Raw genomic sequence first — 25,673 nt, 5'->3', positions numbered from 1 at the left:
TCGAGCCGTTGACGGTGCAATTTCTGTTGGCATACGGGCCGGCCGATTGTGCCTTACCCAAACAGAAATATTTGGCCGGTGTCGATCCGGCGGTACCTGGTTCGTCTACTTCATACTGAGGCAGAAGCTGTTCCCCACCCGCTCCAGGGCTCACCGACATGAGAAAGCTCGTTTCGCACCTGATCATGACGCTCGATGGCGTCGTCCAGTTCGACGCCGTTGCCGACTCCATCGTCCGGCTGCGCGATACGGATGAAGTGCTGGCGGACTTCTTCGGCAAGGTCGCGGAGGAAGATGCGATGGTGCTCGGACGCGTCACGTACGAGGAGTGGGCCGGGTACTGGCCCACTTCAGAGGTCCAGCCCTTCGCTGATCACATCAACAACGTTGCAAAGTACGTGGCCTCGCGCACACTCGGGAACATGTCCTGGCCGGCCGGTCGTGGCAGCGTCACGCTGCTCGGAGACGACGTCGTATCCGCACTCACAAAAATGAAACAACAGCCCGGCAGGAACATCGGCATCCACGGCAGCGGAACGCTGGTCGAATCGCTGCTGCACGCTGGCGTGCTCGATGAGTTGCGACTCGAAATCTATCCCGTGATTGCCGGGACGGGCGCCCGCCTGTTCCGCGCAGGCAGATCGCCAAAGAACCTGCAACTGGTCGATTCGAAGACGACGAGGAACGGCGTGGTGATCGCGACCTATGGCTGCGAAGGCTAGCCCTCTTGCCTTGCTCGCACGGCCACGTCACGCTTGCGAATGGCTTCAGGACTTGCAGCACTGCTCGATGACGTCGCGGCGATCGCCAAACTGGCAGCCGCATCCCTGGATGACGTAACCGCCGCGGCTGGGAAAGCCGGGTCGAAAGCGATCGGTGTCGTCGTCGACGACGCCGCCGTGACCCCCGGCTACGCGATGGGCTTCACGCCCGAACGCGAATTGCCGATCGTCTGGAAGATCGCCCTTGGGTCACTGCGCAACAAGTTTTTCTTCCTGTTGCCGGGTGCGCTGCTGCTGAGCGCCTTCGCACCCTGGGCCGTCACGCCAATCCTCATGATCGGCGGCGCCTACCTCTGCTTCGAAGCCACCGAGAAAATCATCGAGGCGGTCGCCAAGACGACCGGCAAGGTCGATGCGTCGCCGAAGGTGACGGAACTCGCGTTGAGCTCGGCACAACTGGAAGCGCAGAAGGTGTCCGGCGCGATCCGCACTGACTTCATTCTGTCAGGCGAGATCATGGCGATTGCGCTCGCGACCGTCGCTGACCGCCCGTTCGCAATCCAGGCTGGCGCCCTGGTCGTCGTCAGCCTCGCGCTGACCATCGCCGTCTATGGCGTCGTCGGATTGATCGTAAAGATGGACGACATCGGCGTGCATCTCGCCGCCCGGCAGTCGGCCGCCGCCAAAGCGTTCGGTCGGGGCCTGGTCAAATCGATGCCCCATCTGCTCAAAGGACTGGCCTTCGTCGGCACCGCGGCCATGCTCTGGGTCGGCGGCGGCATCATCGTGCATGGGCTCGAGCACTTTCACCTGAACACGGTGCCGCATATCGTCCATGACCTTTCGAAGCTCGCGGGACAGGTTCCCGGTTTCGGCCCCGTCACCGAATGGCTGGCGTTCGCAGGTGGCGCTTCCATCGTCGGTCTCATCATCGGCGGCATCATCGTCGCGATCGTGCATTTCGTGCCGAAGCGCAAGCACTGAGCCCGACGCAATCAGCGTCGGACAGCGCCACCTCTTCCGTCATCTTGGAAAGAGGGCTGGATTCGAGTGCTCGATCAGCCCCTTGTCGTCGTTGACGATTATCCGGGCAGGGAACTCGCTGTGGGTATCTCGCGCGGAAAGCCCACCCGCAACGCGAATTCAGGATCTTGCTCAAGGCGCACTCCGCCCGTGAACGATGGACGCGCGAATCCCCTTGTTATCGGTCAACTGCTTACGTACCGAACCGGATGGCCGCCCGGATCGGCGTAAAGCACTGTCGAACCCTCCCGTCTATCCTGCACGTGCTCGCACGGAGGCTGTATGTGTATCTGGGCTCGAATCGTCGCGGCGACCATCGCTCTTTCCTTTCCGCTTCTCGCCCTCGCTGTGCCGATCTCCTATTCGTTCACAGGATTGCTCACGGCGTTCAATGCCGATGACGGCTCGACTCAACGCACACTCGAGTCGCTGAGCACGCGATCCATCACGGGAACGTTCTCATACGACACGGATCGACAGAACGTCAGCGACCTCACGGGCCTGCTGCGCATATCGATCAGCGGCGATGGTTTCCTCTTCGATGCTGGCTACGCCGGAATCGAAGGCGCGCAATCGATCTATCGCGATGACAGCGCCGCGCTGGATTCGATCAACTTCTTCGAATACTACGAATACATGCTGCCCGACAGCCTCGAAACGCGTACGACGACGCTCGAACTGTTCGGCCTCGACCTCCTGAACGCCCGCACGGGGCCGTCCGATTCGGCGATCGATCCAGGCCGCTTCGGTTATGGCCTCGGTTCGTTCTGGGGTACGAACTGGGATTTCGATCAGGCAACGACGGGCCTGAACGGCATGTTCGACATCACCTCGCTGCGACGAGAGGGTGTCGAAGTGCCGGAGCCCGCCGGGGCAGCGTTGCTCGGAGCCGGCCTCCTGCTGTTCGCGCTGGCTCAGCGGCGACGAACCCACCTCACACGGCCGGCGCTGCGCACCAGCTGCGGATGACGCGCCAGTTCTGACCGTTACTCAACATCCCCGACCGTTTCTCAACATCGCTCCCGCGATCTCCTTCGCCAGCTTCGCGGCGACGGTCGCGGTCATGGTCATGAAGTCGCAGCGTGGGTTGTACTCCACGATGTCCGCGGCGACGATCGGCTGATCGATGCGATGAATGAGGTTCAACACCTGTCGCACGGATAGACCTCCCGGCTCCCGATGCGAGACACCCGGCGCGTGCGCCGGATCCAGACCATCGAGATCGAGCGAGATGTAGACCGGCGTCGAGAACTCCAGCCGCAGGTCGTCGCTGAACTTCGCGGCTTCGATCACTTCCACGCTGAAGCGCTTGAACTGATCGCGATGGTGATCGTTGATCGTCCGCAGTCCGACCTGCACGAGACGGTCCGCCAGCCCCTCCTCCATGATCCGCGCAAAGGGCGATGCGTGCGAACGCCGATTGCCCTCATAGGCATCGTAGATGTCGGCGTGCGCATCGATGTGCAGGATCGCGAGCTTCGGATGTCGCTGGCGCACCGCGCGCAGGATCGGATGAGTGATCGCATGATCGCCGCCCAGACTGATGAGCGAATCGCCCGTCGCCAGCACGCGAGCGACTCCCTGTTCGATGGCCTCCCAGGGATCCTGCCCGGGCTCGAATTTCAGGTCGCCCCGATCCTGCAGCCTGCCCTCCGCTCCCAGATCGATGCCGGTCTCGCTCCACATGCTGTACGCATCGCAGAAGAGCTCACGGCGAATCAGCGGCGGCGCCTCTGCCGGACCTCGAAGAAAGGAGGAGTTCTCATCATTGGGAATGCCAAGCAGTGATACTCGAGTCATGGGGCGAATCTCGCATTCGATAGACGTGGAAGGTAGCAGACTGTCTGATGAATGGCGCCGCAGACTGTGGGTCCGGCTTTAGCCGGACGTCATCGCGTAAGCGATCCGGGCCTACGGCCTGACGTCGAGCCCGCGCGAGGCGCGGGCTGACCCGGCTCCTCGAGCCGGCGTTATACTCGCCGCATCGCTCACCTCGCCCAGTGCCGCCTCTGGCGGCGATGGAGCCCCACGTGATCTTTGAATCTTTCAGCGCGGGAGGCTGCCGATCGTACCTTCTCGGTTGCGCCGACAGCTGCGCCGCCGTGCTGATCGACCCCGAGATCGGCCTCATCGATCGCTACCTCGCGACAGCGGCGCGCGACGGCCTGCGCATCAGATATCTGGTCGATACGCACACGCATGCCGACCACTTCTCCGCCACGCAGGAGCTGGCGCAGCGCCTGCAGATTCCCGTTGCGATGTATCGCCTGAGTTCCGCGCCATTCGTCAATCTGCGAGTGGACGACGGCGAGATGCTCATCGTCGGCAAGTTGCGCCTGCAAGTGCTCCACACGCCCGGGCATACGCGTGATTCGATGTGCCTCGTGGTCGAAGATCGCGTCTTCACGGGAGATACGCTGCTCATGGGCGGCACCGGCCGCACCGATCTGCCGACCGGCGATCCGGATGCGCTGTACGACAGTCTGTTCGAGCGCGTGCTGCGACTCGATCCGGCGCTGCAGGTCTACCCGGCGCATGAATACAAGAATCGCACGCACTCGACGATCGGCGATGAAGCCGCGAACAACCCACGCCTTCAGGTGCGCGATCGCGCCGGGTTCATCGCGATGATGAACAATCTCAACCTGAACATGCCCACGCACATCACCGAAGCATTGCGAACGAACATGAGCGGCGGCAAGACCGTCGCACAGATGCTCGCGCGCGCCGCAGCCACCGTGCCATTCATGTCGCTGGCGGAATTGAAGTCGCGTGTCGAAGCCGGTTCTGACGAGCTCGTCATTCTCGATGTACGCGAGCGCGAAGCCTACGAGGAAGCTCACGTGCCCGGCGCAAAGCATCTGCCTCGCGGCCAGCTCGAGCTGCGCGTCAACCAGGACCTGCCCGACCCGACGCGCCGCATCGTTGCCTGCTGCGAGTTCGGCCGGATCTCCACGCTCGCGGCCGCAACGCTGCGCGAGATGGGTTTTCAGCGCGCGGCTGCGCTCGACGGTGGAATGAAGGCCTGGCGCGAAGCGGGCTACCCGGTCCGATCAGGGAAATCCCCCTAAAAAAAGCCGCTTCGACCTCCGGAAGTTGACCGCGGACGGCGCGGCAGCCGAACATCATCGGCATGTCGAAGCGCGATGCCCGATCACGAGAGACCCCGATGTCGATGCGCAAGCTGGTTGCACTCTTTTCGCTCGCTGTCCTCGGTGGCTGCGCTACTACCGCCCCGCCGACCGCACCGCGCCAGTACCTCGATGAACAAACGGCCGTCACCGTCACGACGGTGGCAACGTCGATCGATCTCGTCAACGCCGCGTCGCGCGGACCCGATCGATGGCGGCGCGACCGGAACTCGCCCAAGCACAAGGAACAGGAACTGGACCTGATCGAGCTGCACGGTGTGGACGTGAATCGCATGGGCACTCACGTGCAATACCTCGCCGTGCTCAAGTGGCTGGTGCCGAAGGAACTGACGGGCGCCTCGCCGGAGTTGATCCTGAAGGTCGACAGCGAATCCATCGAGCTGCGCAATCCGGAGCTCGATGTGAAAAGGCTGGGCATGTCGCAACCGCTGGGCCCGTCGTTCTCCAGCACCTCGCAGTGGTGGTACTTCCCGATGGGCACTGCGACGCTCGCGAAGATCGGGAGCGCCGGTCAGTTGAGCGCCCAGCTCACGTTCGGCGACCAGGTCACGCAGTACATGCTGACGAACGACGGACGTGCACAGCTCGTCGAACTGACGAAGGCGCTGCCGCGCTGACGTCCGACTGAAGTCGGACCCACAGTCGGAACCCGCACAGATCCGGTCACGCAGTGCGCGTGAAATCCATGTGCCAGTTCGTCTCCCACGTCTCGCCGCCATCGCCCGAAGACGCCTGATCCCAATGCGCTGAAGCCGGTGTGATCTTCGACCAGCGGAAACGCACCTTCACAGGCTTGCCCTTCCACGTGTCGTCGCCGATGAATGTTCCTACACCATCGGCGAATCCACCGCGTACCGGCGGCTCGATTCCGGGACGTCGCGAATCGATCCACCAGATCGACCATTGACGGGTCTCGACGTCGAACGCGCGAACGCCGACACCGCGATAACGGCCGGAAGGAAAGTCCAGGATGTTGTCGTCCACGTTGCCGCGGCCTCCCATCAACGCCCAGTTGATGCACGTACCGGTGAACTCCTCCCATTCGGTGCTGCCAGCGAGTCGATCCTTGAGGCGGCTGTGGCGCACCGACCAACTCCCCACGAGCCAGCTCCAATCATTCGCATGCGCTGCGAACACGGGATCGGGTTTTTCCGAGACCGAGGCAGCGGCCTGAATCGCGGGCGACAGCAGCATCGCTCCGGAAGCGCCCAGTGCGGCTGCCAGCAGATCGCGACGGCTGGGATCGACGAGACGGTGAGTCATGAAAATCTCCGTTGGTGGTCACGGAGATCGTTATAGTCGGGCATACCTGACAACGCGTGTCAGGATGGTACGGGAAACTATCGAGATGAGCGCGGGCCGACTGCTGTCCATTCTGTTGCTGCTGCAAGCCAAGGGGCGGATCAACGCGACCGTCCTGGCGCAGGAGCTCGAAGTCTCCGTCCGGACCATCTATCGCGATATCAATCAGCTCAGCGCCGCAGGCGTGCCCGTCTTTGCGGACCGCGGCTCGGCCGGAGGCTTTCAACTGCTGGACGGGTACAAGACGCAGCTGACGGGCCTGACAGTGGAGGAAGCGAGCTCGCTCTTCCTGCTCGGACTACCGAAAGCAGCTGCGGATCTCGGGTTGGGCGATGCGATGTCGGCCGCGCGAAGAAAGATCGACGCAGCGCTGCCCTCGGAACGCCGTCGCAGTGCGGACACCGTCGCAACGCGATTCCATCTGGACACCGCGGGCTGGTTCAAGCCCATCGAGAGACCGCAGACGCTGCCGGCGCTTGCGGATGCAGTATGGAGCGAACGCCGCGTCGTCGTCCGATACAAGAGCTGGACCAGGGAAAGCGTCCAGGACCTCGCACCGCTCGGCCTCGTTCTGAAGGCGGGCGTCTGGTACCTGATCGCGCTGGGCTCCAAAGCATCGCCTGCCACGTATCTCGTTTCGTCGATCCGGTCGCTGGAGCCGACGAACACTCCTTTCGCTCGCCCGAAAAATTTCGACCTGCCCGCGTACTGGTCGGATTCAGTCGAGCAGTTCAATGCGCGCCTGCACCGGGTTACCGCGACGGTGAGAGTGTCGGAGCGCGGTTTCCAGTTGCTGGGGAAGCTGAGCGTCGCGGTCAAGCAGGCCGCGGAGAGAACGCGTTCGCCGCCGGACGAGAAAGGCTGGACGTCCGTGCAGATTCCGCTCGAAGGCCCGGAGAACGCTGTGTGCGACATCCTGTCGCTGGGCGTGGATGCAGAGCTGGTCGCTCCGGACTCGTTGCGCGAGGCGCTGTCGCAATCGATCGCGAATCTGTCGACGCTCTACGCAAAGAACCCAAAACAGACGACGAGAAGCCGGAAGCGTTGAGTATCGAGACAGAGGCACGGCACTCGGGCCGTACCTCCGCCTCGCATTCCGTCAATCGCCGTAGATTCGCATGCCGTAGAAGAACTGGCCGTACTCGACCGAGTAACCACCTCCGGTCGCGCCGAATCTCAACGTGATCGGCCGGCGGAAGAACTCAGCAGCCTGCGCGGACGTGAGCCCATAGGTTCCAATCAGCCCGCGCCGGCTGATGAGTCCGCCCAGGCAGTTGCGGTTCTCCCAGCCGCTCTTGAACTTCTGTTCGAACGGGGCAAGGGTGAACGTTTCGGTATTGGCCGACAATGTAAAGCTGATCTTGCCGTTGTACGGCAGGCCCGTGTTGGGATCGACCAGGGCCGGGTTGTTGAGCACCGTGTTCTCGATCTCGATCGTTGCGCGACCGAAGAACGAAGCCGGTCTCGCGGTCGAGCTCGGATTGAACATGTTGTACAGCACGTTCGCGTTCAGCTGGTAGCACAGGTGCGTCCGCGTCGCGTAAGCGGGCAGTCGCATCGTTCCCAGATTGGCTTCGTCGAATCGCGTCGTCGCCGGCGCCGGAAGGAGCGTAATGCATCGGCCGTCTGGGTCCGTGACCACCGAGCAGTCCGCTTCGAGATATACCGCCTTCGTCTGAACCAGCCCCAGGTACGTGACCGATCGTCCGAAGGAATCCGGATCGCCTACATCCGCGACGGTCTGAGCAGTGGCGCCCAAGCTGGCTGCGAGCATGCAGACACCGAGCGCGGCACGAAAGATAGTTCCTTGCATAATCCTCTCCGTGGCGTTGGTTTTTACGCGGCGGCGAGACTAGCAACGTTCATTCGAGACGTCCGGCGTTTCGTGACGATCTCACACAACTTTGCAGCGTCGATTGCAATTCGCAGCGCGATGTCTGCGCCGGGAGACATGTCAACGCTGACGCGATCTGCATGTCGGGCGACAGAGCTCTCAATCGGTCGCGATCGAGAACCACAATCCTTTCGCGGCCACTCGCGCGCGTGAGTCGACGCGGAGAGCTTCATGACTTCTTGCCTGCGGCGATACGAGACGTTCGATCTCACGAATCGCATTGCCGACGCCATCTTCCCGAGCCATCGCCGCTCCCAGATCGCGGGCGCACATTCTTGTTTCGTCACGCTGCGCGAAGTCGATGAGGGCAGCGACGGCCTTGCTGCTGAAACGTCCGTTGCGCGGATACTTCGGCGCAGCACCGCGCAATGCGATCCGATGCGCCCAGAAATGATGATCGGCTCCGATGGGCAACACGATCTGCGGAACGCCGGCGCGCGCAGCGGTGTGCGTCGTGCCTGCGCCGCCGTGATGAATGACCATGGACATCCGGGGGAACAGCCACTCATGTGGCACATCGCGCACGATGAAGAAATTCTTCGGCAGCACACTCGCGTCGATCCTGCTCCAGCCCGGCGAGAAGACAGCACGACGTCCCGCGACCGCGTCGATGAGCGCACCCAGAGCTTTGCGACGTATGAACGCCGAGGGACTTCCGAAGCCCGCATAGATCGGCGGCTCGCCCGCCGCGAGGAATTCGAGCAAGTCTCCCGGTGCCTGCCAAGTGACGTCGGTGCGCGACCAGTGCCCGCAGATGCGATGATCGTCAGGCCAGTCATCAGGCTGCGCCACGAGCTCGCGCGAGACGCCAAACAACATCGGATGATCGAATCGCAGCCTCGTGTCGTCGCGCGTACCGAAGACTTCGCGTCGAGCCTCCTGTGCCGGGCGGCCGCATATTTTCCACGCCTGCGCATGCGCGGGCTTGAAGGTCAGCCGATTGGCCCACCCGGGCAGGTTCATCGGCGGGAGCATCGGCGATGAGAAACAGCGGGTCGGCGTGATGGGCTGGAAGAACAGACCGATGAGCGGCTTGTGCAGTTGCGCCGCGAGAGCGCCGCCGACGCCCGAACCCAGACTCGAGAACAGAATCGCATCTGATTCACGCGCGTGAGGCGCGACGGTTCGCAACCAGGATGCGCTGTTCTCAGCGATCACGGCGTTTACCGCCTTGATCGACCGAAACACGTCGGAGAGATGCAGGTCCTGGCGGGGATCCGCGATCGGCAATGCCGACCGGACGTCGCCTGAAAGAGCTTCGCAGGGAATGCCGAGACTTCGCGGCAGACTGAGCGTGGAATGCTCGGCGAAAAGAGTGAGGTCGTGGCCTCGATCCAGTAAACCGCGACACAGTGCCGCCAGCGGCCGGGTGTCGCCTTCGCTCCCGAAGGTGACGATCGACAGTCGCATATCGCTCCCCTTTCGTGCCCGATGCACGAATCGGCACCGCCCCTGCGATGCCTGCTTCACACCTTCATCTCGATCGCCATGCTAACCGATGCGCCGTCGCCGGCTCATTCGTGTGAATGCGGATGTTGCAATTCCCGCGGTTCCGGTTCTGGTTTGCGCTGGGAAGGAAGCGACGCCAGCGTGTACAGTGCCTTCGTGCAATCCCGCACCCAATCCCGCACCGTGAGCAGCCGCGTCGATGGAAACAGTCAGCCTCGCCGTCGCAGGATTTTCCATCGTCATCGCAGCCCTGCTGCTGCTCGCGTACGTGGGATTCATAGAGACGCCGAACAAATCGGCCTATTCGATTCTCTCGTGCGCCGTCCTCCTGGGTGCGCTGGCGGCGCTGCAGATCGGCCACATGCGCTATTTCACCGCAGCGCAGGAACCGCTCCATTTCTTCTATTACCGGCTGGCGCTGTTCATGGCGCCGGCGACGTTCTATTTCTTCGGTCGTTGGGCTGTGCTCCCGGGCGAGCCGTTCCGGCCGCTCATGCTGCTGCATCTCGTGCCGGTCCTGCTCGTCTTCCTGCCGCGCCTCGAAATTTCGCTGCCGATCCTGTTCCTGCTCGGCGCAGGCTATTCGCTGTGGCTCGCGAATCTCGTGTACGAGCTGCGCGCGCGGCGCCGACAGTTTCGCTTCGAGATCTTCTATTTCGCCGTCATGTCCGCGATGGCGATCATCGTGCTGGCGCTTGGCTTCGCGATTCCATACATCGATCACGACTACTTCTATCTCTTCTATTGCAACGCCATCGGCGCCGCGTTCGCGATCATGGTCGTAGCGCTCATCGCCAACCCTGATCTGCTGGCTGAAGTGACCGAAGCAGCTCGCGCGCGCTATGGCGCGTCGACACTGCGCGATGTGGATGTCGATGCCACTCTGAAGAAGCTCGAGTCGCTGATGAGCGATCCGAAGGTCTACCAGAACGAGAGCCTGAGCCTGTCGACGCTGGCGTCCGAGCTGGGGGTTTCCGGCCACCAGCTTTCCGAGCTCGTGAACGCCCGCATCGGCGTGGGGTTTTCGCGTTATGTCCGCGAACGGCGGGTCGCGGCAGCGAAGGAACTGCTCCTGTCGGCGCCCTCCCAGTCGATCCTCTCCATCAGCATGGATACGGGCTTCCGCTCGCAGTCGAGTTTCTACGCCGCGTTCCGGGAAGTGACCGGCCAGTCGCCCGGCGACTACCGCAAGATGAACCTCCGGACTCCGGAATGATCTTCCAGGAACATCGCAAGTCATTGAACCAGGAAGGCATCGGTACTTTCTGATCCGGACTGATCAATCCGGAAGCCGGCCTCTCGGCCCCACCCGCAGGATTCACCCATCGTTGCCAGCCGATGGGGAATCCAATGTCCGCCGCCTCTTATGCGTCCAGTGACGGCATCAAGGCCTATACGCGCCTTGGCCTGCACCTCTACGATCCGCTGATCGTCGGCGTCCTGGCCAGGTATGTCTGGGACTGCCCGGCCGAAGCCTTCATCGATCACTACCGCCAGCACGTCACTGGTAACCACGCGGACATCGGCGTCGGTACTGGCTACTGCCTGGACCGCTGCGGATTCGATACGCCCGAACCGAGGATCGGGCTCATCGACCTGCAACCGAACTGCCTGGAGTTCACTGCGAACCGCCTCGCCCGGTATCGACCGCAGGTCTATCTGCGCGACGCATGCCGGCCACTCGTGGGCATCGATCCGTTCGACTCGATTGCCCTCGGCGGCATCCTGCACTGCCTGCCCGGCGACATGGCGCAGAAGTGCCGGGTCTTCGACTCCCTGCGACCGATCTGCCGCAGCGGCGCAAGGATTTTCGGCTTCACGCTCGTCAACGATGCAATCCCGGATCGCACCGCACGCCGGCTCGCGTATCGCGGATTGAATGGCCTGCGCGTCATCAACTGCATGAGCGATACAGCAGAGGAACTGCGCCAGTCGCTCGCTGCCCGCTACGTCGAGCACACAGTCGAGCTGATCGGCTGCTTCGCATTCTTCAGCGCCCGCGCCACTACCCACTGACCCCCGACTCGATCCGGAGATCACTCATGACCATGTTGCAAGTTCAGACCGCCGGTCACCTCGCCTGCACTCCCGATGAAGCGTGGCAGACGGTGTGCTTCTACGAGCACATCCGCCGGAAGCCCTCATGGTTCCTGCGCAGCGTCCTGCCCGTACCACTGAGAACCACCGGCTGCTACGGCAAGGTCGGTGACTCCTCGCGCTGCATGTACAGCGACGGAGGCTATCTCGCCAAGAGGATCACGAAGCTGGTACCGGGAGAGAGGATCGAGTTCGACATCATCGAACACACGATCCGTTACTGCCGCAACATTGCGCTCCGGGGCGGAACGATCAGCATCGCCGCGCACGACGACGGCTCGTGCTCGGTACACATGGTCACGCGCTACGAGTTCCTCTCGCCGGGCTGGAACATCGCGAGGTACTTCGTAGGCCGCACGATCTCCGCCATGCACAGGGTCGTGATCCGGGACATGCAGGAGCGCCTTGGATCGACTGAGCTTCGCGCGGCTGTTCCCACGCCTGGAGCCGCTTCATATACTGGACTGACACCAGCTCAGTCCGAGGTCCCTTCATGAAGCCCGCCCGTCTCGCTGCTGCTTGTGCGGCAGCACTCTGGCTCATTGCGCCACTTGTTTCTTACGCCGCTGAAGCGCCTGACGAAAAGACCAGCGGCGAGACGAAGAAGGAAGAGAAGCCGATTCCCGAAGCGAAAGTCTGGGTGACCCGCCACCAGATCCGCGTCGGCGGCAAGCCACTCGACTACGAGGCGACGGCGGGCACGCTGCTGATGAAGAACGACAAGGATGAGCCTATCGCGCTCTATGGCTTCACTGCGTACGTACGTCAGGGGCAGGACACGCGCACGCGCCCTATCGTCTTTGCATACAACGGCGGCCCGGGCTCGGCATCGGCGTGGCTGCACATGGGCATTCTCGGTCCGCGTCGCACCGCTCTGGAAGATGAAGCCAACAACACGCGCGGACCTTTCAAGATCGTCGACAACGAGTTCACGATGCTCGATCGCGCGGACATCGTGCTGATCGATCCGGTCGGCACCGGCTTCTCGCGACCCGTCGGCAAAGCCGAAGGCAAGGACTTCTGGGGCGTCGACAACGACATCCGCTCGGTGTCGGACTTCATCGTGCGCTATCTCGGCGAGTACAACCGCTGGGGCAGCCCGAAGTTCGTGCTCGGCGAAAGCTACGGCGGCATTCGCACCGGCGGCGTCACGTACGACCTGCTGACGCGTCACAACGTCGCGTTGAACGGCATCATGCTCGTATCGCCCTTCCTCGATTTCGCCACTGGCTCGGCCGGCTTGTCGGTGGACGAAGGCACGGTCAACTTCTTCTCCACTTACGCTGCAACCGCCTGGTATCACAAGGCGCTCAATCCGCAGCCGCCCGCGCTCGAACCGTTCCTGCGCGAAGTCGAAAACTGGGCGGAGACAGTCTATGCACCGGTGCTCTTCAAAGGCTCACGCGCAACCGCGGAAGAGCGTCAGGCCGTTCTCGCCGGGCTCGAGCGCTACACAGGAGTGAGCGCCGCGTACTGGGACAAGGCGAACATGCGAATGGACGAGAACCGGTTCCTGCAGGAACTGCTGCGCTCGCGCGGCATTACTGTCGGCCGCATCGATTCACGTTTCGTCGGCGGCATGCCGAACCGGCTCGCGGAAACCACGGCGTTCGATCCGTACGCGTCCGCGATCGCTCCCGCCGTCGTTGCCACTTTCAACGACTATGCACGACGCGAGCTCAAGATGGTTTCCGACCAGCCGTACATCCTGTCGGCCGGTCTCTGGAAGGACTGGGACTTCGGCCATGTGCAGCCCGACTCCAACGGCTTCAAGCTGCCGTTCGCGAGCGTGCTTGCCGACCTGTCGTATGCGATGACGATGAATCCGAAGATGAAAGTGCTGGTCCAGCAGGGCTACTTCGACCTGGCATGCCCGTACGGCACCGTCACGCATGCCATCGAGCATCTCAACATCCCGTCCGAGCTGCGCCGCAACGTGCAGATCGAATACTACGAAGCCGGCCACATGATGTACGTGCATCCGGCGTCGATGCAGAAGTTCAGGGACACGTCCGCGGCATTCATCGACGCGAACGCGAACTGAAAGCCGGGGAAGGACGGGTCGGCCCGTCCTTCCCGAAGTCCGGTATCACTCGCGATACTTGCTGAGCACGAGTCCGTCGACCTTCAGCTTGTCGTGGCAGGCGAAGCACTGCTGCGGTGTCGGCGATGCCGCGAGTTCCGTCTTGCTGTCCTTCACGAAGCGCTGAAATCCCCAGCCGCCCGTCGATGCGTAACGCTGCGAGTCCTTGACCATCACATCGACCTGGCGCCTCGGCCCCTCTTCGATGCTGCCGTTCTTTTCGGCCCACTCGAGCCATTCGAACACGATGACCGATCCTTCCGGAAACTGTCGCGTGCGATAACCGTCCATCGCCCGCGGGTTCGCGTAGACGTGGTGGATGCCGCCCATGCTCGAGAAGTTCGCGTGCTGCGGACCGATCACGCCGCTCTTCACATGCGACCAGGCCCGGAAGTTTTCGGGATACGGGACGGCCTCCTCATCAGCCAGCGCGAACTGCCCCGCGCAGAAGGCGCCTATTGCCAGTGCAACCAGTACAACTGCAGGACGCTTCATTTGACGGGCTCCCGAATGAACAATCGCCGAGGGGTACGATGGCGGTATCCTACGGTGGTCGTCGGCCCAGCACCGGCCACATTCGGACACGATCAGGCATGCAGAGCCGGAAAACGCAATCCCAGGACCTGCAAGCCGGATTCCGCGTCGGCGAGTGCCTCATCGAACCCCGCCAGAATCGCATCGTCCGCGGCGATACCGAGGCGCGCGTCGAACCCAGGGTCATGGACGTTCTCGTGTGCCTGGCGCAACGGGCCGGTGAAGTCGTCTCGCGCGAGACGCTGAACGAACAAGTCTGGGGCAATGTCGTCGTCACCGACCAGGCGGTCACCAACTGCATCTCCGAACTGCGCCATCACCTCGGCGACGACCGCACGCATCGCATCATCGAAACGATCCCGAAGCGCGGCTACCGGCTGACAGCGCCGGTGCAGAGGATCGATGCTCCGGCATCGGGTAAGGAAACCCCACGACCAGGCGGCGAACAACCTTCCGGCCGTCAACGCTGGGCGTTGCCCGCCGCAGGGCTGGTGCTCCTGGTGGCGATACTCGCCGGATCTGCGTGGTGGTGGAAGACCACGGCGGCATCGTCGCTCACCAGCGTCGCGGTGCTGCGATTCGAGAACGCTGCTGGCGACGACAAACTGGACTATCTGGCGCTCGCACTGCCCGATGAGATCGCGACCCTGCTGACCAAGTCGCGAGACCTCGCCGTCCGCCCGCTCGACTATTTGGATGCGGACGATCCTCTGCGTTCGGCGCGGGCACGCGGCGTCGATCACATCGTGAGCGGCCGCTACTACCTCGAAGCTGACAACGAACTCAGCCTCGCGATCGAGGCTCAGCAGGTAGAGTACGACCGGGTCGTCTGGAGGACCCGCATCACGGTGCCTTCTGACGATCTGCTGGCGATGCGCCGGCTCATCACTCAAGGCGTACGGCAAGGGCTGCTCCCGGCTCTCGGCGCGTCGACAACCGCCGCGCCGGCGGCGATCCCAACCAACGGCGAGGCGTATCAGCTCTACCTCCGCAGCATCGCGCTTCCCAAGCAACCGAAGCCCACCGAGCGCGCAATCGAAATGCTCGAGCATGTCGTTGCACTCGAGCCGGATTTTGCCCGCGCCTGGTACTCGCTGGGTTTGCGCTACTACGACTACGGCACCTACGGCGGTGGCGGCGCGCCGGCCCGACAGCGATCCCTCGCTGCGCATCGCAAGGCACTGGAGCTCGATCCTGAACTGATCTCCGCCGCCCGGGAAATCGTCACTCACCTCTCCGAAACCGGCGACCTGGAAAACGCGTTCGTGGAAGCGCGTCGATTGCTGGATCGCTTCGGCTCGCACGCGGAAACGCATTTCGCGTCGTCGTACGTCTACCGCTATGGCGGCCTGCTGAAGGAGTCGCAGCGCGAATGCGAGCTTGCGCTGAAGCTCGATCCGCAGGATCCCCGTCTGCGCACGTGCGGCTATACCTATATGTACGATGGCGAGTTGTCACGAGTAACGCGCTGGCTGGCGCTCGATGAGGGCTCGTACATCTTTCAGTGGGGAACGGTTCTGTACTACCTGCGACTGGATGATCGCAACGCCGCCCTGCGCATCACCCGACAAGCCGCCGACGATGAGACGAGGCGACTCATGGAGCCGTGCCTCGAAGGAGCGAGCGGCGAAGTGCTGGATGCGTTTGTCGGCGACTTCATGCGCCGATGGTCAGGTGCCGGCGATCCGGAAGCCTTCTATGCCGTGGCTCCGATGCTCCTGTATTGCGGGCGACCGCAGGAAGCGCTGCAGATGCTGGAGCGCGCTGTCGATACCAACTTCTGTTCCTTCCCGGCGGTGGACCGGGATCCGGTATGGAAGCGCCTGCGCGACGATCCGGAATTTCAGCGCATTCGCACCAAGGCGATGAGCTGCCACGACAACTTTCGAAGCATGGTCGCTGCTCACAGCCAAGCCAGTTAGCTGCTCTCTGCGAATCTCGATCCAGCCTTCCCCGCGGCGAGGGAAGGCTGGTCGATACGTCGCTAGCCGTCGAATCGTCTGCCAGGCAACGGCACCAGCGCCGGCACTTCCTCGCGGTAACGCCGATAGCGTTCACCGATGTTCTCCACAAGGTCGCGCTCCTCGAACCGCATTGCCACGAGGATGTAGCCGCTCATGCCCGCCGTGAAAAGCAGATGGCCCGCGGTCATGGTTGGCGTACCCCAGAAGATCAACAGCCAGCCCAGGTACTGCGGATGGCGGACGATCTTGTAGAGATACGGCGTCACGAACGCGGGAGCATGAAGCTCCCTGCCGCGCAATGTGCTCCAGCCCTGACGCAACCCGAGCAATTCGAAATGGTCGATCAGGAATGTCGCCCACAGCAGCACCGCGACGCCGGCACCCATGACTGACCAGCCGAGCGCGACACCCCAGTCCGCGCTCGCATGCCACAACACCGGTGTCGGAATCGGTCGCCACTGCCACATCAGCAAAGCCAGTACCGCGCTTGCGATCAGCACGTAGAGACTTCGCTCCAGCTCCTTCGGCACGACTCGCGTCCATGCGCGCTTGAAGCCGGGCCGGGCCATCACGGAGTGCTGCAGGCCGAAGAGCGCCAGCAACCCGAGATCCACGAGGATCGCGGATGCCGGCGAGCCCATGTCGCGACCAAGATCGATGGATCTCGGCACCAGCGCTGCGAGCATCGCCATCTCGTCCGCCAGCGATGTCGCCTGCAGATTGCCCAGGAAGGCGAGCAGGTACAGAAAGACCAGCAGGAACGCCCCATAGCTGAGCACGCTGAAAAGGAACGCGCTGGTGCGATAGATGACGACCGGCATGGTCACTGCTCCTCACCCTCGAACGCTTCGCAGGACACATCGGAGTGCCAGTTCACGAAAGCGCCCGTCGGGCTCGACTTCCATGCCCATACATGCAGCGTATAGAACGCCGGCAGGCCGTACCGGTTCGGGCTGTCGATCAGGTGCATGAGCTGACCCATGACCTGCGGCGTGGCCGTATTGGTCGCATGCCATGTTTCGGCGAAGACGAGAAAGTCCGCGCCGATCAGGCGGCGGCCGCCATTGGGCAGCGGTTCGTAAATGACAATCTCGGGCCGGGCCGGATCGAGCACACCATCCGCCACCAGCTCCAGGTTGACGTAGTGCATGCCCATCGCACCGTCGTCGGGCCCGCTTACGCAGCCGAAGAGCAGCTGGTAGCCGGCGGCCTTGGCCTGGTTGATGTCTTTGAAACGCCGCGTGCTGTCACGAACGGCCCGGACCAGTTCGCCGGAAGGCTGCTTGTTCGACGCCCCGTCCCCGTGGCCATGCCCTTCGGTCGAATGGTTGCCGATTGCCGGGGACGACAAGGCACCGACCAGGGTCACGGCGAGAGCCGAAGCGGAAAGAAGGACACTCCATCTGATGCTGCTCATGATCACGACCTCGTGTAGCGGATCGGGAGCCGACCCATTCGTCTCCCGTGCGTCGACTACAGCCGGGAGCACGCTCACGAGTCCTCATGAAGAGGTCAGGATTAGCTACGGGTTTGCAAACGGGCGCTCAGGCCGCCCGTTCCCTGCACTTTCGGGCATGCGCTACTTGACCGCTCGAACGTGCGGCCGCCGGTGAGCCGCTAACGATTCGTAGCATTCGATTACAGCCCGCCCGGCCCCGATCGACGATAAAGCCGCACGACTCGCGCTCTCGGCTTCATTCAAGGAGGTTTCCCATGATCCGTTCGTTCGCCCTCTGCTCGCTGCTGCTCGTTTCCGCCGCCGGCTTCTCCGCGGAACCCGCGAAGACACCGGAACAGGTCGTCCGCGAATACACCGATGCGGCCAATCGTCACGATCTGGATGCGTTCCTTGCGCTCTACTCGCCAGCGATCCGGAAATTCCGCTTTCCGGGCGAACAGACGTCCGAAGGGCTCCAGCACAACCGGGAGGTGTACACGAAGGCGTTCGCTGCAGCGCCCAATCTGAAGATCGAAATAGTGGAGCTGATCGCGCTGGCCGACAAAGTGATGGTGCGCGACCGGGTTACGGGCAGGCCTGATGGCAAGACCGCCGAAGAACTCACCGTGTACCAGGTGCAGGACGGCAGGATCACGAACATTCTTTACGTCGAACGCCAGACGCTCTGACGGCGGGGCGCAACTATGACCTGAGGTCATGGATCGGCGACACGAAGAGTTGCTTCTCTCCTGCCCGACCGGAACCTACGCTGCTCCTGCATGACAGAGGAGCAGCGTATGCAGGTCACAGCAGACGACTACACGTCGGAGCCCGTTCGATATCCTGCACTCAAGGTTGTCGACTTGTTCGCGGAAGGCGCCGCGGTCACCGAGCGCTACCGGAACATGGTGATCAACCGGGTGAACGACAGCTGCCTGCGCCTCGCCGTGTTCGAGGAGGTGTACCGCTGGCACTTTCACCCGACATCGGACGAGCTCTTCCTGGTCGTGGAGGGACTGCTCGTCATTGAATTCGAGAATGGCGAGGCCGGGCGCGAGTTGCAGCTGCGGCCCTGGCAGTGCGTGACGATTCCGGCGATGACGCGTCATCGCACTCGCGGCGTCGGCCGGACGGTGAATCTGTGCTTCGAGAAACTGCGTGCGGAGACGGTTTTCGTTGATTCGGACTGACGCGGCGAAGCAGCGTTCAGTACACCGTCCGCTTGAGCTGCTTGACCTTCGAGTCCCGCGGTTTGCCCTGATCGGGGAAGCCGCCGGCCGGACTCTTCTTCTCCAGCGCTTTTTTCATCGTGTCCGCCCAGCTGACCTTGGCCGCCGGGGCTTGCTTCTTCGTCGACTTCTTCTTGGTCGCCATCGGAACTCCTCCTGACATCTTGCGGCACCGCGCCGGAGCGGCTCGGGAGAGAATACCGCAGATGGGGTGAGGTCGCCCTGTAAGTACATCCCGGCTCGGTCGACACGTCGGGCATCGCCCTGCCGGAGCACGGGCAATCAGCCTCGCACGGCACATGCGAGGCTGATCTCACGCGAACGCACGCGCATCAATCCGTCACTTCCGCTTCCTTCGCGGTCACCGTGTACTTCGTGTCGCGGCTCTCGACCCGAACGACGCCGTTGCGATCAACCTGGCAGCGTGCGCGGGCAAGCGTCTCGCCGCTCTTTACTCCAAGCGCTCGCAACTCGATCGTGTAACTCGATGGTCTGTAGTAGTTCAGCGCGGGAGATACGGCCGACATGTTCGCTTTGGTGTCCCGCACCACATGATTGGGAATGTACGTCGTGGTGAATGCCTTTACGCAGGCGTCGAGCGCGGCATCCTGTGCGACATCGCCTGCCTGGACGCCCAGCGGTACCGCAGCCAGCGCCAGCAAAGCGATCGCCGATGAAGTCTTGAGTCTCATGAGCATCTCCTTCGTATCTTGTTGAGTACGATTCATCGTAGGCAACGCGGTCGAAGGCTCACTTGATCCAGATCAGCTGGGACGCGCTTTGCGTGCAAAGTTAGGTCAGCGACGCGACGATCTACCGCGCCACCTGTGTCGAACGCGAAAAGCCACCACCGATGGAGACGGAAAGCAACCAGCCGAGAGGGAGCACGACGAGCGCATAGGTGAGCCAATGACCGTAGCGGCCTTCGGGCCCGTAGGGCTCCGTCACCAGATGCCAGTAGGTGTTGTCGATCGGAAGCAGGCCCGATTCCGTGATCTCGTGGAATCCATAGATCAGGAGCTGCACGAGGAAGAGCAGCAGGAACACGGCGGTAACCTGGAGGAAGCGTCCCAGATGGATGCGGTGACCGAATCTGCTCCAGAGCAGAGCGAGCAGCGCTGCAGCCAGAAGCCCACCTGTCGCCCCATAGAAAAATAGCCGCGCTCCGCTCTGCATGAATGAAGCGGACAGCAGCAGCGCCGCCTCCATGCCTTCGCGCGTGATCATCAACACAGTGAATGCGAAAACCCCGACGAACGCCCAGGCCCCTTCTTGCAGGGCCGCGTGCTCGATCCTGCCTTCGATATCACGCCGCATGAACTTTGCCGTGCGAAGGACCTGCAACGTGAAGGTACCGACGAGCACAGCAGTCACGAGGGCCAGCACGCCCTCCCACAGCGGACGATTCTCCGCTCGCGCGAACAGCAGCGATGCCAGGTAACTCGCCACCAGCGCAACGGCGACCCCGAGATGGACGGCGCGACCCAGCTTCGCGCGGCCGGTTTTCCTCAGGTAAGCAAGCGTAATCGCGACGATCAGGAAGGCTTCGATACCTTCTCGAAGCGTGAACATGAAAGCGTTGAGCATGGCCGCGACTCCCAAAGTGCAGGATGCCCTGCCCGCTCCAGGAGCGTCCTGAAGGAGCATGCATGCGCGCTATTGCAGCCGACCGGCGACGCCTTCGCCTTGATCTCGATCAATCGCGGCGCGGTATCAGCCCTTCTGGCGCAGCCCCGCATACATCGAGAACACCCACGGCCGCATCGCCAGCATCAGTCCCATGCTGCGTTTCTCATCCCTGCCCGGCAGGCTGGCATCGAGCGCCGCCAGATCGGCAAAGTCGCGCGCGAGGGCTTCGAGCTTGCGGACGATGATGTTGACCGATGCAGCCGAAAGCTCCGCCGAGCCGAAGTTCAGCAGCTCGTCCTTGTCCTGGAAGGCAGCGCGCAAGAACTCGCCCTTCACCTGCTCTTCGTAGGCCCGACGGACCGGCCCGTCGGATCGCCATGCAATGACGTTCGACGTCCGCAGCCGAACTTTCAGCTTCGTTCCGAGCTCGATCAGCTTCGCCGCATCGAGCTTGACCAGCAGGCGACGCAGGTCCCGGTCGTTGAGCCCGAGCTCGGCGGCGATGCTCGCTGAGTCATAGCCATTCAGCAGCAGGTGGAAAGTCGCAAGCGTCCGCGGATCGCTGGCCAACGCCTCCTCCTGGTCGACGGTGAGTTGCTGGCGCCGCTCGAGCGGCTGAGGCGCCGATATCTGTACTACCTCGGCAATGCTCATCCCGAGCGCGCCGCAGATCTGCTCGAGCCGTGCCAGCGAAAACGTCTCCTGCGCAAAGATGCGCTTGATCGACGCTTCGCTGAGCCGGACGCGACTGGCGAGGTCGGCGTACGTCATGCCGCGCGCCTTCAGGCTGCGCTTGAGCATCGCCACGATCTGCTTTGATTCGCTCATCTGCCCTTTCCCGTCGCGGGCTGTGCCGCCTGTGGTATCGCCTTCCGATACTAGATCATCGCCAGTTGCGTAATCCACTCCATGCTCACAGTCTTCGGCGCGCCCTCCGCCACCAGAGAAGAAAGGCATGGTCACGCAACTTCGAGCCGCAACCGCGACGATCGAACGCCCCGCGCTGGTCCACAACGACACTCACTCGCGCCTGAATGCCACGACGGTGCGGGGTCACCTCACTCCGAAGCACACTGAAGATGTCGTTCGCGCTGTGCAGCTCGCGCGTGCTCGTGATGAGTCCATGAGTGTGTGCGGATCGTGTCACGCAATGGGAGGCCAGCAGTTCGCGTCCGACGGGTGGCTACTCGACATGCGAGGCATGAAGCAGATACTCGGGTTCGACGCCGAGCGCGGTCACATCAAGGTACAGGCCGGAATCACATGGCCCGAGCTCATTCGCCACTATGTGATCGCCCAGCACGGCAGTGCATCGCAATGGGGAATTCGCCAGAAACAGACCGGCGCCGATCGCCTCACGGTCGGCGGCGCCGTCGCCGCGAACATTCACGGACGCGGCCTGACCTGCGCCCCGTTCGTATCCGACATCGAGAGTCTCGAAGTCGTAACGGCCGACGGATCTGTCGTCGAGTGCGATCGCGATTCGAACACGGAGCTCTTCCGTCACGTCGTCGGTGGCTACGGCCTCTTCGGCGTCGTCACTTCGGCAACGATCCGTCTGGTGCCGCGACAGAAAGTACAACGCATCGTGGGCCTGTGCGACATCGCCGAGATCGGCGAAGCCTTCGACCGGCGCATCCGCAGCGGTTACCTCTACGGCGACTTCCAGTTCTCGACGGCGCCCGAGGATCGGCGATTTCTCAGCCGCGGCGTCTTCTCGTGTTATCGGCCCGTCGAACCCGAGACGATCGTTCCCGATCACCAGGTCCGATTGTCGCCCGCTGACTGGCGTCGACTGATCTATCTCGCGCATCGAAACAAGCTGCGCGCCTTCAACGAGTTCGCGGATTTCTATCTTCGCTCGTCCGGGCAGATGTACTGGAGCGATACCCACCAGCTCAGCCTGTATCTCGATGACTATCACGGACGTCTGGATCGCGTGTGCGATGCGCGCGTCCCCGGCTCCGAAATGATCACCGAACTGTACGTGCCGAAGGACCGGCTCGTCGCGTTCATGGATGATGTGCGCCGCGACTTTCTCGAGCACGAAGTCGACCTCATCTACGGCACGGTCCGACTGATCGAACGCGACGAAGAAACCGCGCTGCCCTGGGCGAAAGCCTCCTGCGCGTGCGTGATCTTCAATCTGCATGTGGATCACGATCTCAAGGGCATTCACCGCTCCGCGAGCCATTTCCGTCGTCTCATCGACATCGCCATCCACCATCAGGGCAGCTTCTTCCTCACCTACCATCGACACGCAACCGCGGAGCAACTGCTCGCGTGCTATCCGGAGTTCCTGCGATTCCTGAAGGCCAAGCGCGTTTTCGATCCGCAGGAGACTTTCCAGAGCGACTGGTATCGACACTATCGCCGCGAACTCCAGGGCATGAAATGAACACGGCCGCGTACATCGACCGCGAACGCATCGTCGTTCTGTGGGTGTGCCTGATCCTGTTTCTGCTGCGTGTTCTCGGCCAGGTCGAAGTGTTGCTGCTCGCGCCGCCCTGGCTGCCGCCGATGGACGACTGGTACTCGGGTTTGCTGCCTTACCCTCTGCTCCTGCCGGCGCAGATCATCCTGCTGATGGTGATGACAGCCATCGCGACGATGCAGGGACGCATCTCGTGGCCAGTGTCTTCGCGCGCGCGGCAGTGGATGCGAGTCTCTGCTTTGCTGTACTTCGCGGTGATGGCCTCGCGGCTCTGCATTCAGTTCGCGCTGGGCGCGCCGAATGCCCTTGCGGCAGGCGGCATTCCGATCGCGTTTCACTGGATACTCGCGATGTTCCTCTACACGCTCGCGCGGCCGGAGCACTTCGCCACCACATCATCGGCGCAGCTTGTCGGCGATCTTCGCTCACCGTTGTCGTGATTTACCCTGCGCTGCGCTGGCGCGGCGGATACGCATTGTCCCGTGACGGGAACGCTCGGACGATCACACTCCGCATTCGCACCACTGCAGATCAGGATCACGCCCGCGACAGGGAAAGGAGTTCGCGATGTGTTTCCAGACGATCGTCCGCGGCTGCCGCTCGCTCTGCTTCCTCACTCTGCTGCTGCCGGCCCCTCTGCTCGCCCAGCAGTTACCGATCATCGCACCCGCGACGATCACGAGCAGGCTGCCCATCTGCTATGACGTCTACTGCTGGAATTCCATCGTGGCGATGCAGGAGAACGTTGCGATCGAAACATCGAGCAGCGGCGTGGCCCAGGTGTGGACGCGAACCGCACCGAACGTGTGGGCGGGCACTCAGGTCCTGTTCAATCCCGACGAGGACGGACCGCCGGATCCTCCACCTTCTCCGACCTATCATGATTTCGGAGCGCCAGCGGCGATCGATGGCCGCGTGCTTTTGATCAGCGGCGGCAGCAGCATCAATCCCAGTGCGGTCTATGTTTTCACTCGTCCTTCCCGCGTGTGGACTCATGCACAGACGATCGTCCTGCCAACGCCTGCCGACTACATCCGCGTGACCATCATCGATGTTGCATTCCATGAAGGCACCGCACTCATTCTTGCGCGATACAGCAACGCCGCGACGGCCTACAAGCAGGTTCACGTCTACACACGCAAGACCGGCGAGCAGTTCGTCCACCAGGGACAGATCGCACCGGTGTATGGAAATCGCCTCGCGCTGCGCAAGAGCACGGCGCTCATGGTCGATCCCGATGCCGACGGTGGGCGCGGCGCGGTCTACACATTCGAGCGCACCGGAACGCAGTGGACGCAGGGACAAAAACTCATGGGAACGGGCACGGCACCGGGCGATGGGTTCGGCAGCTCCTTCGCTTTCGACGGCAACCTGATCGTCGTCTCAGCGCCAGACCAACCGAATCCGCGCGATCCGCGGCTGCCTGGGGCTGTCTATACATTCGGCCGATATCACAGTCCCTGGGTGGAGCGCGGCATGCTGCTGCACGAACCCATGCCGCCGGAGTTCGATCTTCCGGTGCGCTTCGGTGAATCCGTCAGCCTCTCGGGAGCGCGTCTGCTGATCGATGTCGGCATGCCGATCGCTTATCCGCCGCGCGATCCACCGCCAGCAGTGCTTTACGAGCGTCGCAACGGTCAGTGGTATGCCGCAGCCGGAATGGGATGCCTGAATGTCCAGGACGCGATGGTCGCGGGGAACGCGGCGATTCTCACGTATCGGGATTTCTCGAAGCCCGGCGCCTGGGTTCGTCCCTATGAACTGCCACGACTCGGAACAGCGCCACCGTCGGTTCCTTTCGAATGCGAGTGAGTACGCGCGGCAGAGCTCAATGCGACCCGAGCCATTCGTTCAATGAGCTCACCGTCGTGAACTCTGCCCGCATCGCCTCTGGCGCATTCGTCACGACCGCGGCGCTGCCTGCCCAACGCAACAGATCCCAATCGTTGTAGTCGTTGCCGATCGCCCACGCGTTCTCGCTGCTGATATCGCAAGTCCGCGCGATCCACGCAGCAGCCTGCGACTTGGAAACACCGGCAGAGAACGCCTCGATCCACATGCTGCGGCCATCCAGCGGAGAGGTGGCGCGGATCACGCTCAGATCCGGAAGCTCTCGCCGCAGCGTCTCGAAGGGTTCAGCCGGGTCGCCGCCGGGACAGACGGCGAGCAACTGACTCGCCGGGTTGCGCCACGCACCCTGTTCGAACACACGACCATCCGCGGCATAGCGAGCCAGTCGCCGTTCGAAATCGGGATTCGCGTTCCCCGTGCGATGGAAATGAAAGATGTGCTGCCCGGGGATCGGCGCATGGATCATGAAGTCGAGCTCATGGGCGAGAAAGGTCTGCACGGCACGCTCCGCATCATCGGGCTGCAACGTGTGCGACACGAGCAACTCCTGCGAACGCCAGTCGAGAATGCCGGCGCCGGAAGAGAAGATCAGATAGTCGATGGGAAATTCCGCCGTGATCACTTTCTTCGCGGTGGCGAGCGCACGGCCGGTGGCTATCGCGCGAACCGCGCCCTTCTCGCCAAGCTCATGCATTGCATGTACGTCACGCGGGTCGAAAGGCTCACCCGACATGAGCAACGTTCCATCGAGATCGCATACGAGCATCTGGAGCATTTTCGGAAGACGTCTTCGTTCCTGGGGCACCGGCCGCAGAGTTGGCCGACGCGGGTCCGGCAGTCAAGCCATCCTGCCGCGCGCTGCCCCTCGGAGC

General features: G+C 62.7%; 28 protein-coding genes. 16 read left to right on the top strand and 12 right to left on the bottom strand.

Translation table 11 applies throughout. The features are described 5' to 3' along the window. Nucleotides 1-158 precede the first annotated feature (158 nt). The 3 genes from HNQ60_RS26255 (at nt 159) to HNQ60_RS26245 (ending at nt 2,714) form a co-directional block, all read left to right on the top strand. Nucleotides 159-722 carry a dihydrofolate reductase family protein gene (locus HNQ60_RS26255; RefSeq protein ID WP_184335770.1) on the top strand — a complete coding sequence of 188 codons (564 nt, stop codon included), beginning with the start codon at nt 159-161 and terminating at the stop codon, nt 720-722. A gap of 39 nt (nt 723-761) precedes the next feature. Then, entirely contained in the window at nt 762-1,706 is a 945-nt protein-coding gene (locus tag HNQ60_RS26250) for a DUF808 domain-containing protein (RefSeq protein WP_184335769.1), read from the top strand. A gap of 321 nt (nt 1,707-2,027) precedes the next feature. Beyond that, entirely contained in the window at nt 2,028-2,714 is a 687-nt protein-coding gene (locus HNQ60_RS26245; RefSeq protein WP_184335768.1) for a PEP-CTERM sorting domain-containing protein, read from the top strand. A 21-nt stretch (nt 2,715-2,735) separates the two neighbouring features. Here HNQ60_RS26245 and speB read toward each other — a convergent pair whose 3' ends face one another. After that, nucleotides 2,736-3,545 (bottom strand): agmatinase, encoded by an 810-nt coding sequence (gene speB / locus HNQ60_RS26240; RefSeq protein ID WP_184335767.1) that lies wholly within the window; start codon nt 3,543-3,545, stop codon nt 2,736-2,738. A 230-nt stretch (nt 3,546-3,775) separates the two neighbouring features. Here speB and HNQ60_RS26235 point away from each other — a divergent pair, with 230 nt between their 5' ends. After that, entirely contained in the window at nt 3,776-4,816 is a 1,041-nt protein-coding gene (locus HNQ60_RS26235) for an MBL fold metallo-hydrolase (RefSeq protein ID WP_184335766.1), read from the top strand. Between the two features lie 98 nt (nt 4,817-4,914). Beyond that, a complete protein-coding gene (locus HNQ60_RS26230; RefSeq protein ID WP_184335765.1) occupies nt 4,915-5,514 on the top strand; it encodes a hypothetical protein in 600 nt (199 codons plus the stop codon). 46 nt (nt 5,515-5,560) lie between these two features. Here the strand turns inward: HNQ60_RS26230 and HNQ60_RS26225 are convergent, their stop codons facing one another. Beyond that, nucleotides 5,561-6,160 (bottom strand): DUF1579 domain-containing protein, encoded by a 600-nt coding sequence (locus HNQ60_RS26225; RefSeq protein ID WP_221304471.1) that lies wholly within the window; start codon nt 6,158-6,160, stop codon nt 5,561-5,563. A gap of 85 nt (nt 6,161-6,245) precedes the next feature. Between HNQ60_RS26225 and HNQ60_RS26220 the strand changes: the two genes are divergently transcribed. Next, the gene (locus HNQ60_RS26220) at nt 6,246-7,247 is read left to right on the top strand and encodes a helix-turn-helix transcriptional regulator (protein ID WP_184335764.1); all 1,002 of its coding nucleotides are present in this window, start codon (nt 6,246-6,248) and stop codon (nt 7,245-7,247) included. 51 nt (nt 7,248-7,298) lie between these two features. On the opposite strand, the gene HNQ60_RS26215 is transcribed toward HNQ60_RS26220, so the two are convergent. Together HNQ60_RS26215 and HNQ60_RS26210 are read right to left on the bottom strand one after the other, a co-directional pair. Further along, nucleotides 7,299-8,012, bottom strand: coding sequence for a hypothetical protein (locus HNQ60_RS26215; RefSeq protein WP_184335763.1), 714 nt, complete (start codon nt 8,010-8,012; stop codon nt 7,299-7,301). Between the two features lie 180 nt (nt 8,013-8,192). Continuing rightward, nucleotides 8,193-9,503: a glycosyltransferase gene (locus HNQ60_RS26210; RefSeq protein WP_184335762.1), complete on the bottom strand. Its 1,311-nt coding sequence runs from the start codon at nt 9,501-9,503 to the stop codon at nt 8,193-8,195. A 238-nt stretch (nt 9,504-9,741) separates the two neighbouring features. Between HNQ60_RS26210 and HNQ60_RS26205 the strand changes: the two genes are divergently transcribed. The 4 genes from HNQ60_RS26205 to HNQ60_RS26190 all read left to right on the top strand — a co-directional run bounded on the left by HNQ60_RS26205 (nt 9,742) and on the right by HNQ60_RS26190 (nt 13,683). Then, nucleotides 9,742-10,758: an AraC family transcriptional regulator gene (locus tag HNQ60_RS26205; protein WP_184335761.1), complete on the top strand. Its 1,017-nt coding sequence runs from the start codon at nt 9,742-9,744 to the stop codon at nt 10,756-10,758. Nucleotides 10,759-10,892: 134 nt separating this feature from the next. Next, complete coding sequence (locus HNQ60_RS26200; RefSeq protein WP_184335760.1) at nt 10,893-11,558, top strand: class I SAM-dependent methyltransferase; 666 nt, start codon at nt 10,893-10,895, stop codon at nt 11,556-11,558. A 26-nt stretch (nt 11,559-11,584) separates the two neighbouring features. Next, nucleotides 11,585-12,136 carry a hypothetical protein gene (locus tag HNQ60_RS26195; protein ID WP_184335759.1) on the top strand — a complete coding sequence of 184 codons (552 nt, stop codon included), beginning with the start codon at nt 11,585-11,587 and terminating at the stop codon, nt 12,134-12,136. Next, a complete protein-coding gene (locus HNQ60_RS26190) occupies nt 12,133-13,683 on the top strand; it encodes a S10 family peptidase (protein WP_184335758.1) in 1,551 nt (516 codons plus the stop codon). Before HNQ60_RS26195 ends, HNQ60_RS26190 begins: the two co-directional genes overlap by 4 nt. A 45-nt stretch (nt 13,684-13,728) precedes the next feature. On the opposite strand, the gene HNQ60_RS26185 is transcribed toward HNQ60_RS26190, so the two are convergent. Beyond that, nucleotides 13,729-14,217 carry a cytochrome P460 family protein gene (locus tag HNQ60_RS26185; protein ID WP_184335757.1) on the bottom strand — a complete coding sequence of 163 codons (489 nt, stop codon included), beginning with the start codon at nt 14,215-14,217 and terminating at the stop codon, nt 13,729-13,731. Nucleotides 14,218-14,315: 98 nt separating this feature from the next. Between HNQ60_RS26185 and HNQ60_RS26180 the strand changes: the two genes are divergently transcribed. Next, complete coding sequence (locus tag HNQ60_RS26180) at nt 14,316-16,178, top strand: transcriptional regulator (RefSeq protein ID WP_184335756.1); 1,863 nt, start codon at nt 14,316-14,318, stop codon at nt 16,176-16,178. 62 nt (nt 16,179-16,240) lie between these two features. Here the strand turns inward: HNQ60_RS26180 and mddA are convergent, their stop codons facing one another. Continuing rightward, entirely contained in the window at nt 16,241-17,041 is an 801-nt protein-coding gene (gene mddA / locus HNQ60_RS26175) for a methanethiol S-methyltransferase (protein ID WP_184335755.1), read from the bottom strand. A 2-nt stretch (nt 17,042-17,043) separates the two neighbouring features. Then, nucleotides 17,044-17,637, bottom strand: a complete 594-nt coding sequence (locus HNQ60_RS26170; protein ID WP_184335754.1) for a hypothetical protein — start codon at nt 17,635-17,637, stop codon at nt 17,044-17,046. A gap of 296 nt (nt 17,638-17,933) precedes the next feature. Between HNQ60_RS26170 and HNQ60_RS26165 the strand changes: the two genes are divergently transcribed. Continuing rightward, complete coding sequence (locus HNQ60_RS26165) at nt 17,934-18,347, top strand: nuclear transport factor 2 family protein (RefSeq protein WP_184335753.1); 414 nt, start codon at nt 17,934-17,936, stop codon at nt 18,345-18,347. Nucleotides 18,348-18,455: 108 nt separating this feature from the next. Further along, the gene (locus HNQ60_RS26160) at nt 18,456-18,848 is read left to right on the top strand and encodes a cupin domain-containing protein (protein ID WP_184335752.1); all 393 of its coding nucleotides are present in this window, start codon (nt 18,456-18,458) and stop codon (nt 18,846-18,848) included. Between the two features lie 16 nt (nt 18,849-18,864). Here the strand turns inward: HNQ60_RS26160 and HNQ60_RS26155 are convergent, their stop codons facing one another. From HNQ60_RS26155 to HNQ60_RS26140, 4 genes are all read right to left on the bottom strand, one after another. After that, a complete protein-coding gene (locus tag HNQ60_RS26155) occupies nt 18,865-19,032 on the bottom strand; it encodes a hypothetical protein (RefSeq protein WP_184335751.1) in 168 nt (55 codons plus the stop codon). 187 nt (nt 19,033-19,219) lie between these two features. Continuing rightward, complete coding sequence (locus tag HNQ60_RS26150) at nt 19,220-19,579, bottom strand: hypothetical protein (protein WP_184335750.1); 360 nt, start codon at nt 19,577-19,579, stop codon at nt 19,220-19,222. 121 nt (nt 19,580-19,700) lie between these two features. Continuing rightward, complete coding sequence (locus tag HNQ60_RS26145; protein WP_184335749.1) at nt 19,701-20,474, bottom strand: FTR1 family protein; 774 nt, start codon at nt 20,472-20,474, stop codon at nt 19,701-19,703. A 126-nt stretch (nt 20,475-20,600) separates the two neighbouring features. Next, on the bottom strand, nt 20,601-21,344 hold the full coding sequence (locus HNQ60_RS26140; protein WP_184335748.1) for a helix-turn-helix domain-containing protein: 744 nt from the start codon (nt 21,342-21,344) through the stop codon (nt 20,601-20,603). Between the two features lie 127 nt (nt 21,345-21,471). Between HNQ60_RS26140 and HNQ60_RS26135 the strand changes: the two genes are divergently transcribed. The 3 genes from HNQ60_RS26135 (at nt 21,472) to HNQ60_RS26125 (ending at nt 24,762) form a co-directional block, all read left to right on the top strand. Next, nucleotides 21,472-22,914 carry an FAD-binding oxidoreductase gene (locus HNQ60_RS26135; RefSeq protein ID WP_184335747.1) on the top strand — a complete coding sequence of 481 codons (1,443 nt, stop codon included), beginning with the start codon at nt 21,472-21,474 and terminating at the stop codon, nt 22,912-22,914. Then, entirely contained in the window at nt 22,911-23,390 is a 480-nt protein-coding gene (locus tag HNQ60_RS26130) for a hypothetical protein (RefSeq protein WP_184335746.1), read from the top strand. Before HNQ60_RS26135 ends, HNQ60_RS26130 begins: the two co-directional genes overlap by 4 nt. A 127-nt stretch (nt 23,391-23,517) precedes the next feature. After that, nucleotides 23,518-24,762 carry an FG-GAP repeat protein gene (locus HNQ60_RS26125; RefSeq protein ID WP_184335745.1) on the top strand — a complete coding sequence of 415 codons (1,245 nt, stop codon included), beginning with the start codon at nt 23,518-23,520 and terminating at the stop codon, nt 24,760-24,762. Nucleotides 24,763-24,778: 16 nt separating this feature from the next. Here the strand turns inward: HNQ60_RS26125 and HNQ60_RS26120 are convergent, their stop codons facing one another. After that, complete coding sequence (locus HNQ60_RS26120; RefSeq protein ID WP_407676470.1) at nt 24,779-25,567, bottom strand: HAD family hydrolase; 789 nt, start codon at nt 25,565-25,567, stop codon at nt 24,779-24,781. Between the last annotated feature and the right edge of the window lie 106 nt (nt 25,568-25,673).

The organism is Povalibacter uvarum, from assembly GCF_014202975.1.
In the GTDB taxonomy this organism is placed as follows: Bacteria; Pseudomonadota; Gammaproteobacteria; order Steroidobacterales; family Steroidobacteraceae; genus Steroidobacter; species Steroidobacter uvarum.
This window is presented reverse-complemented; position numbering and strand designations above follow the sequence as displayed.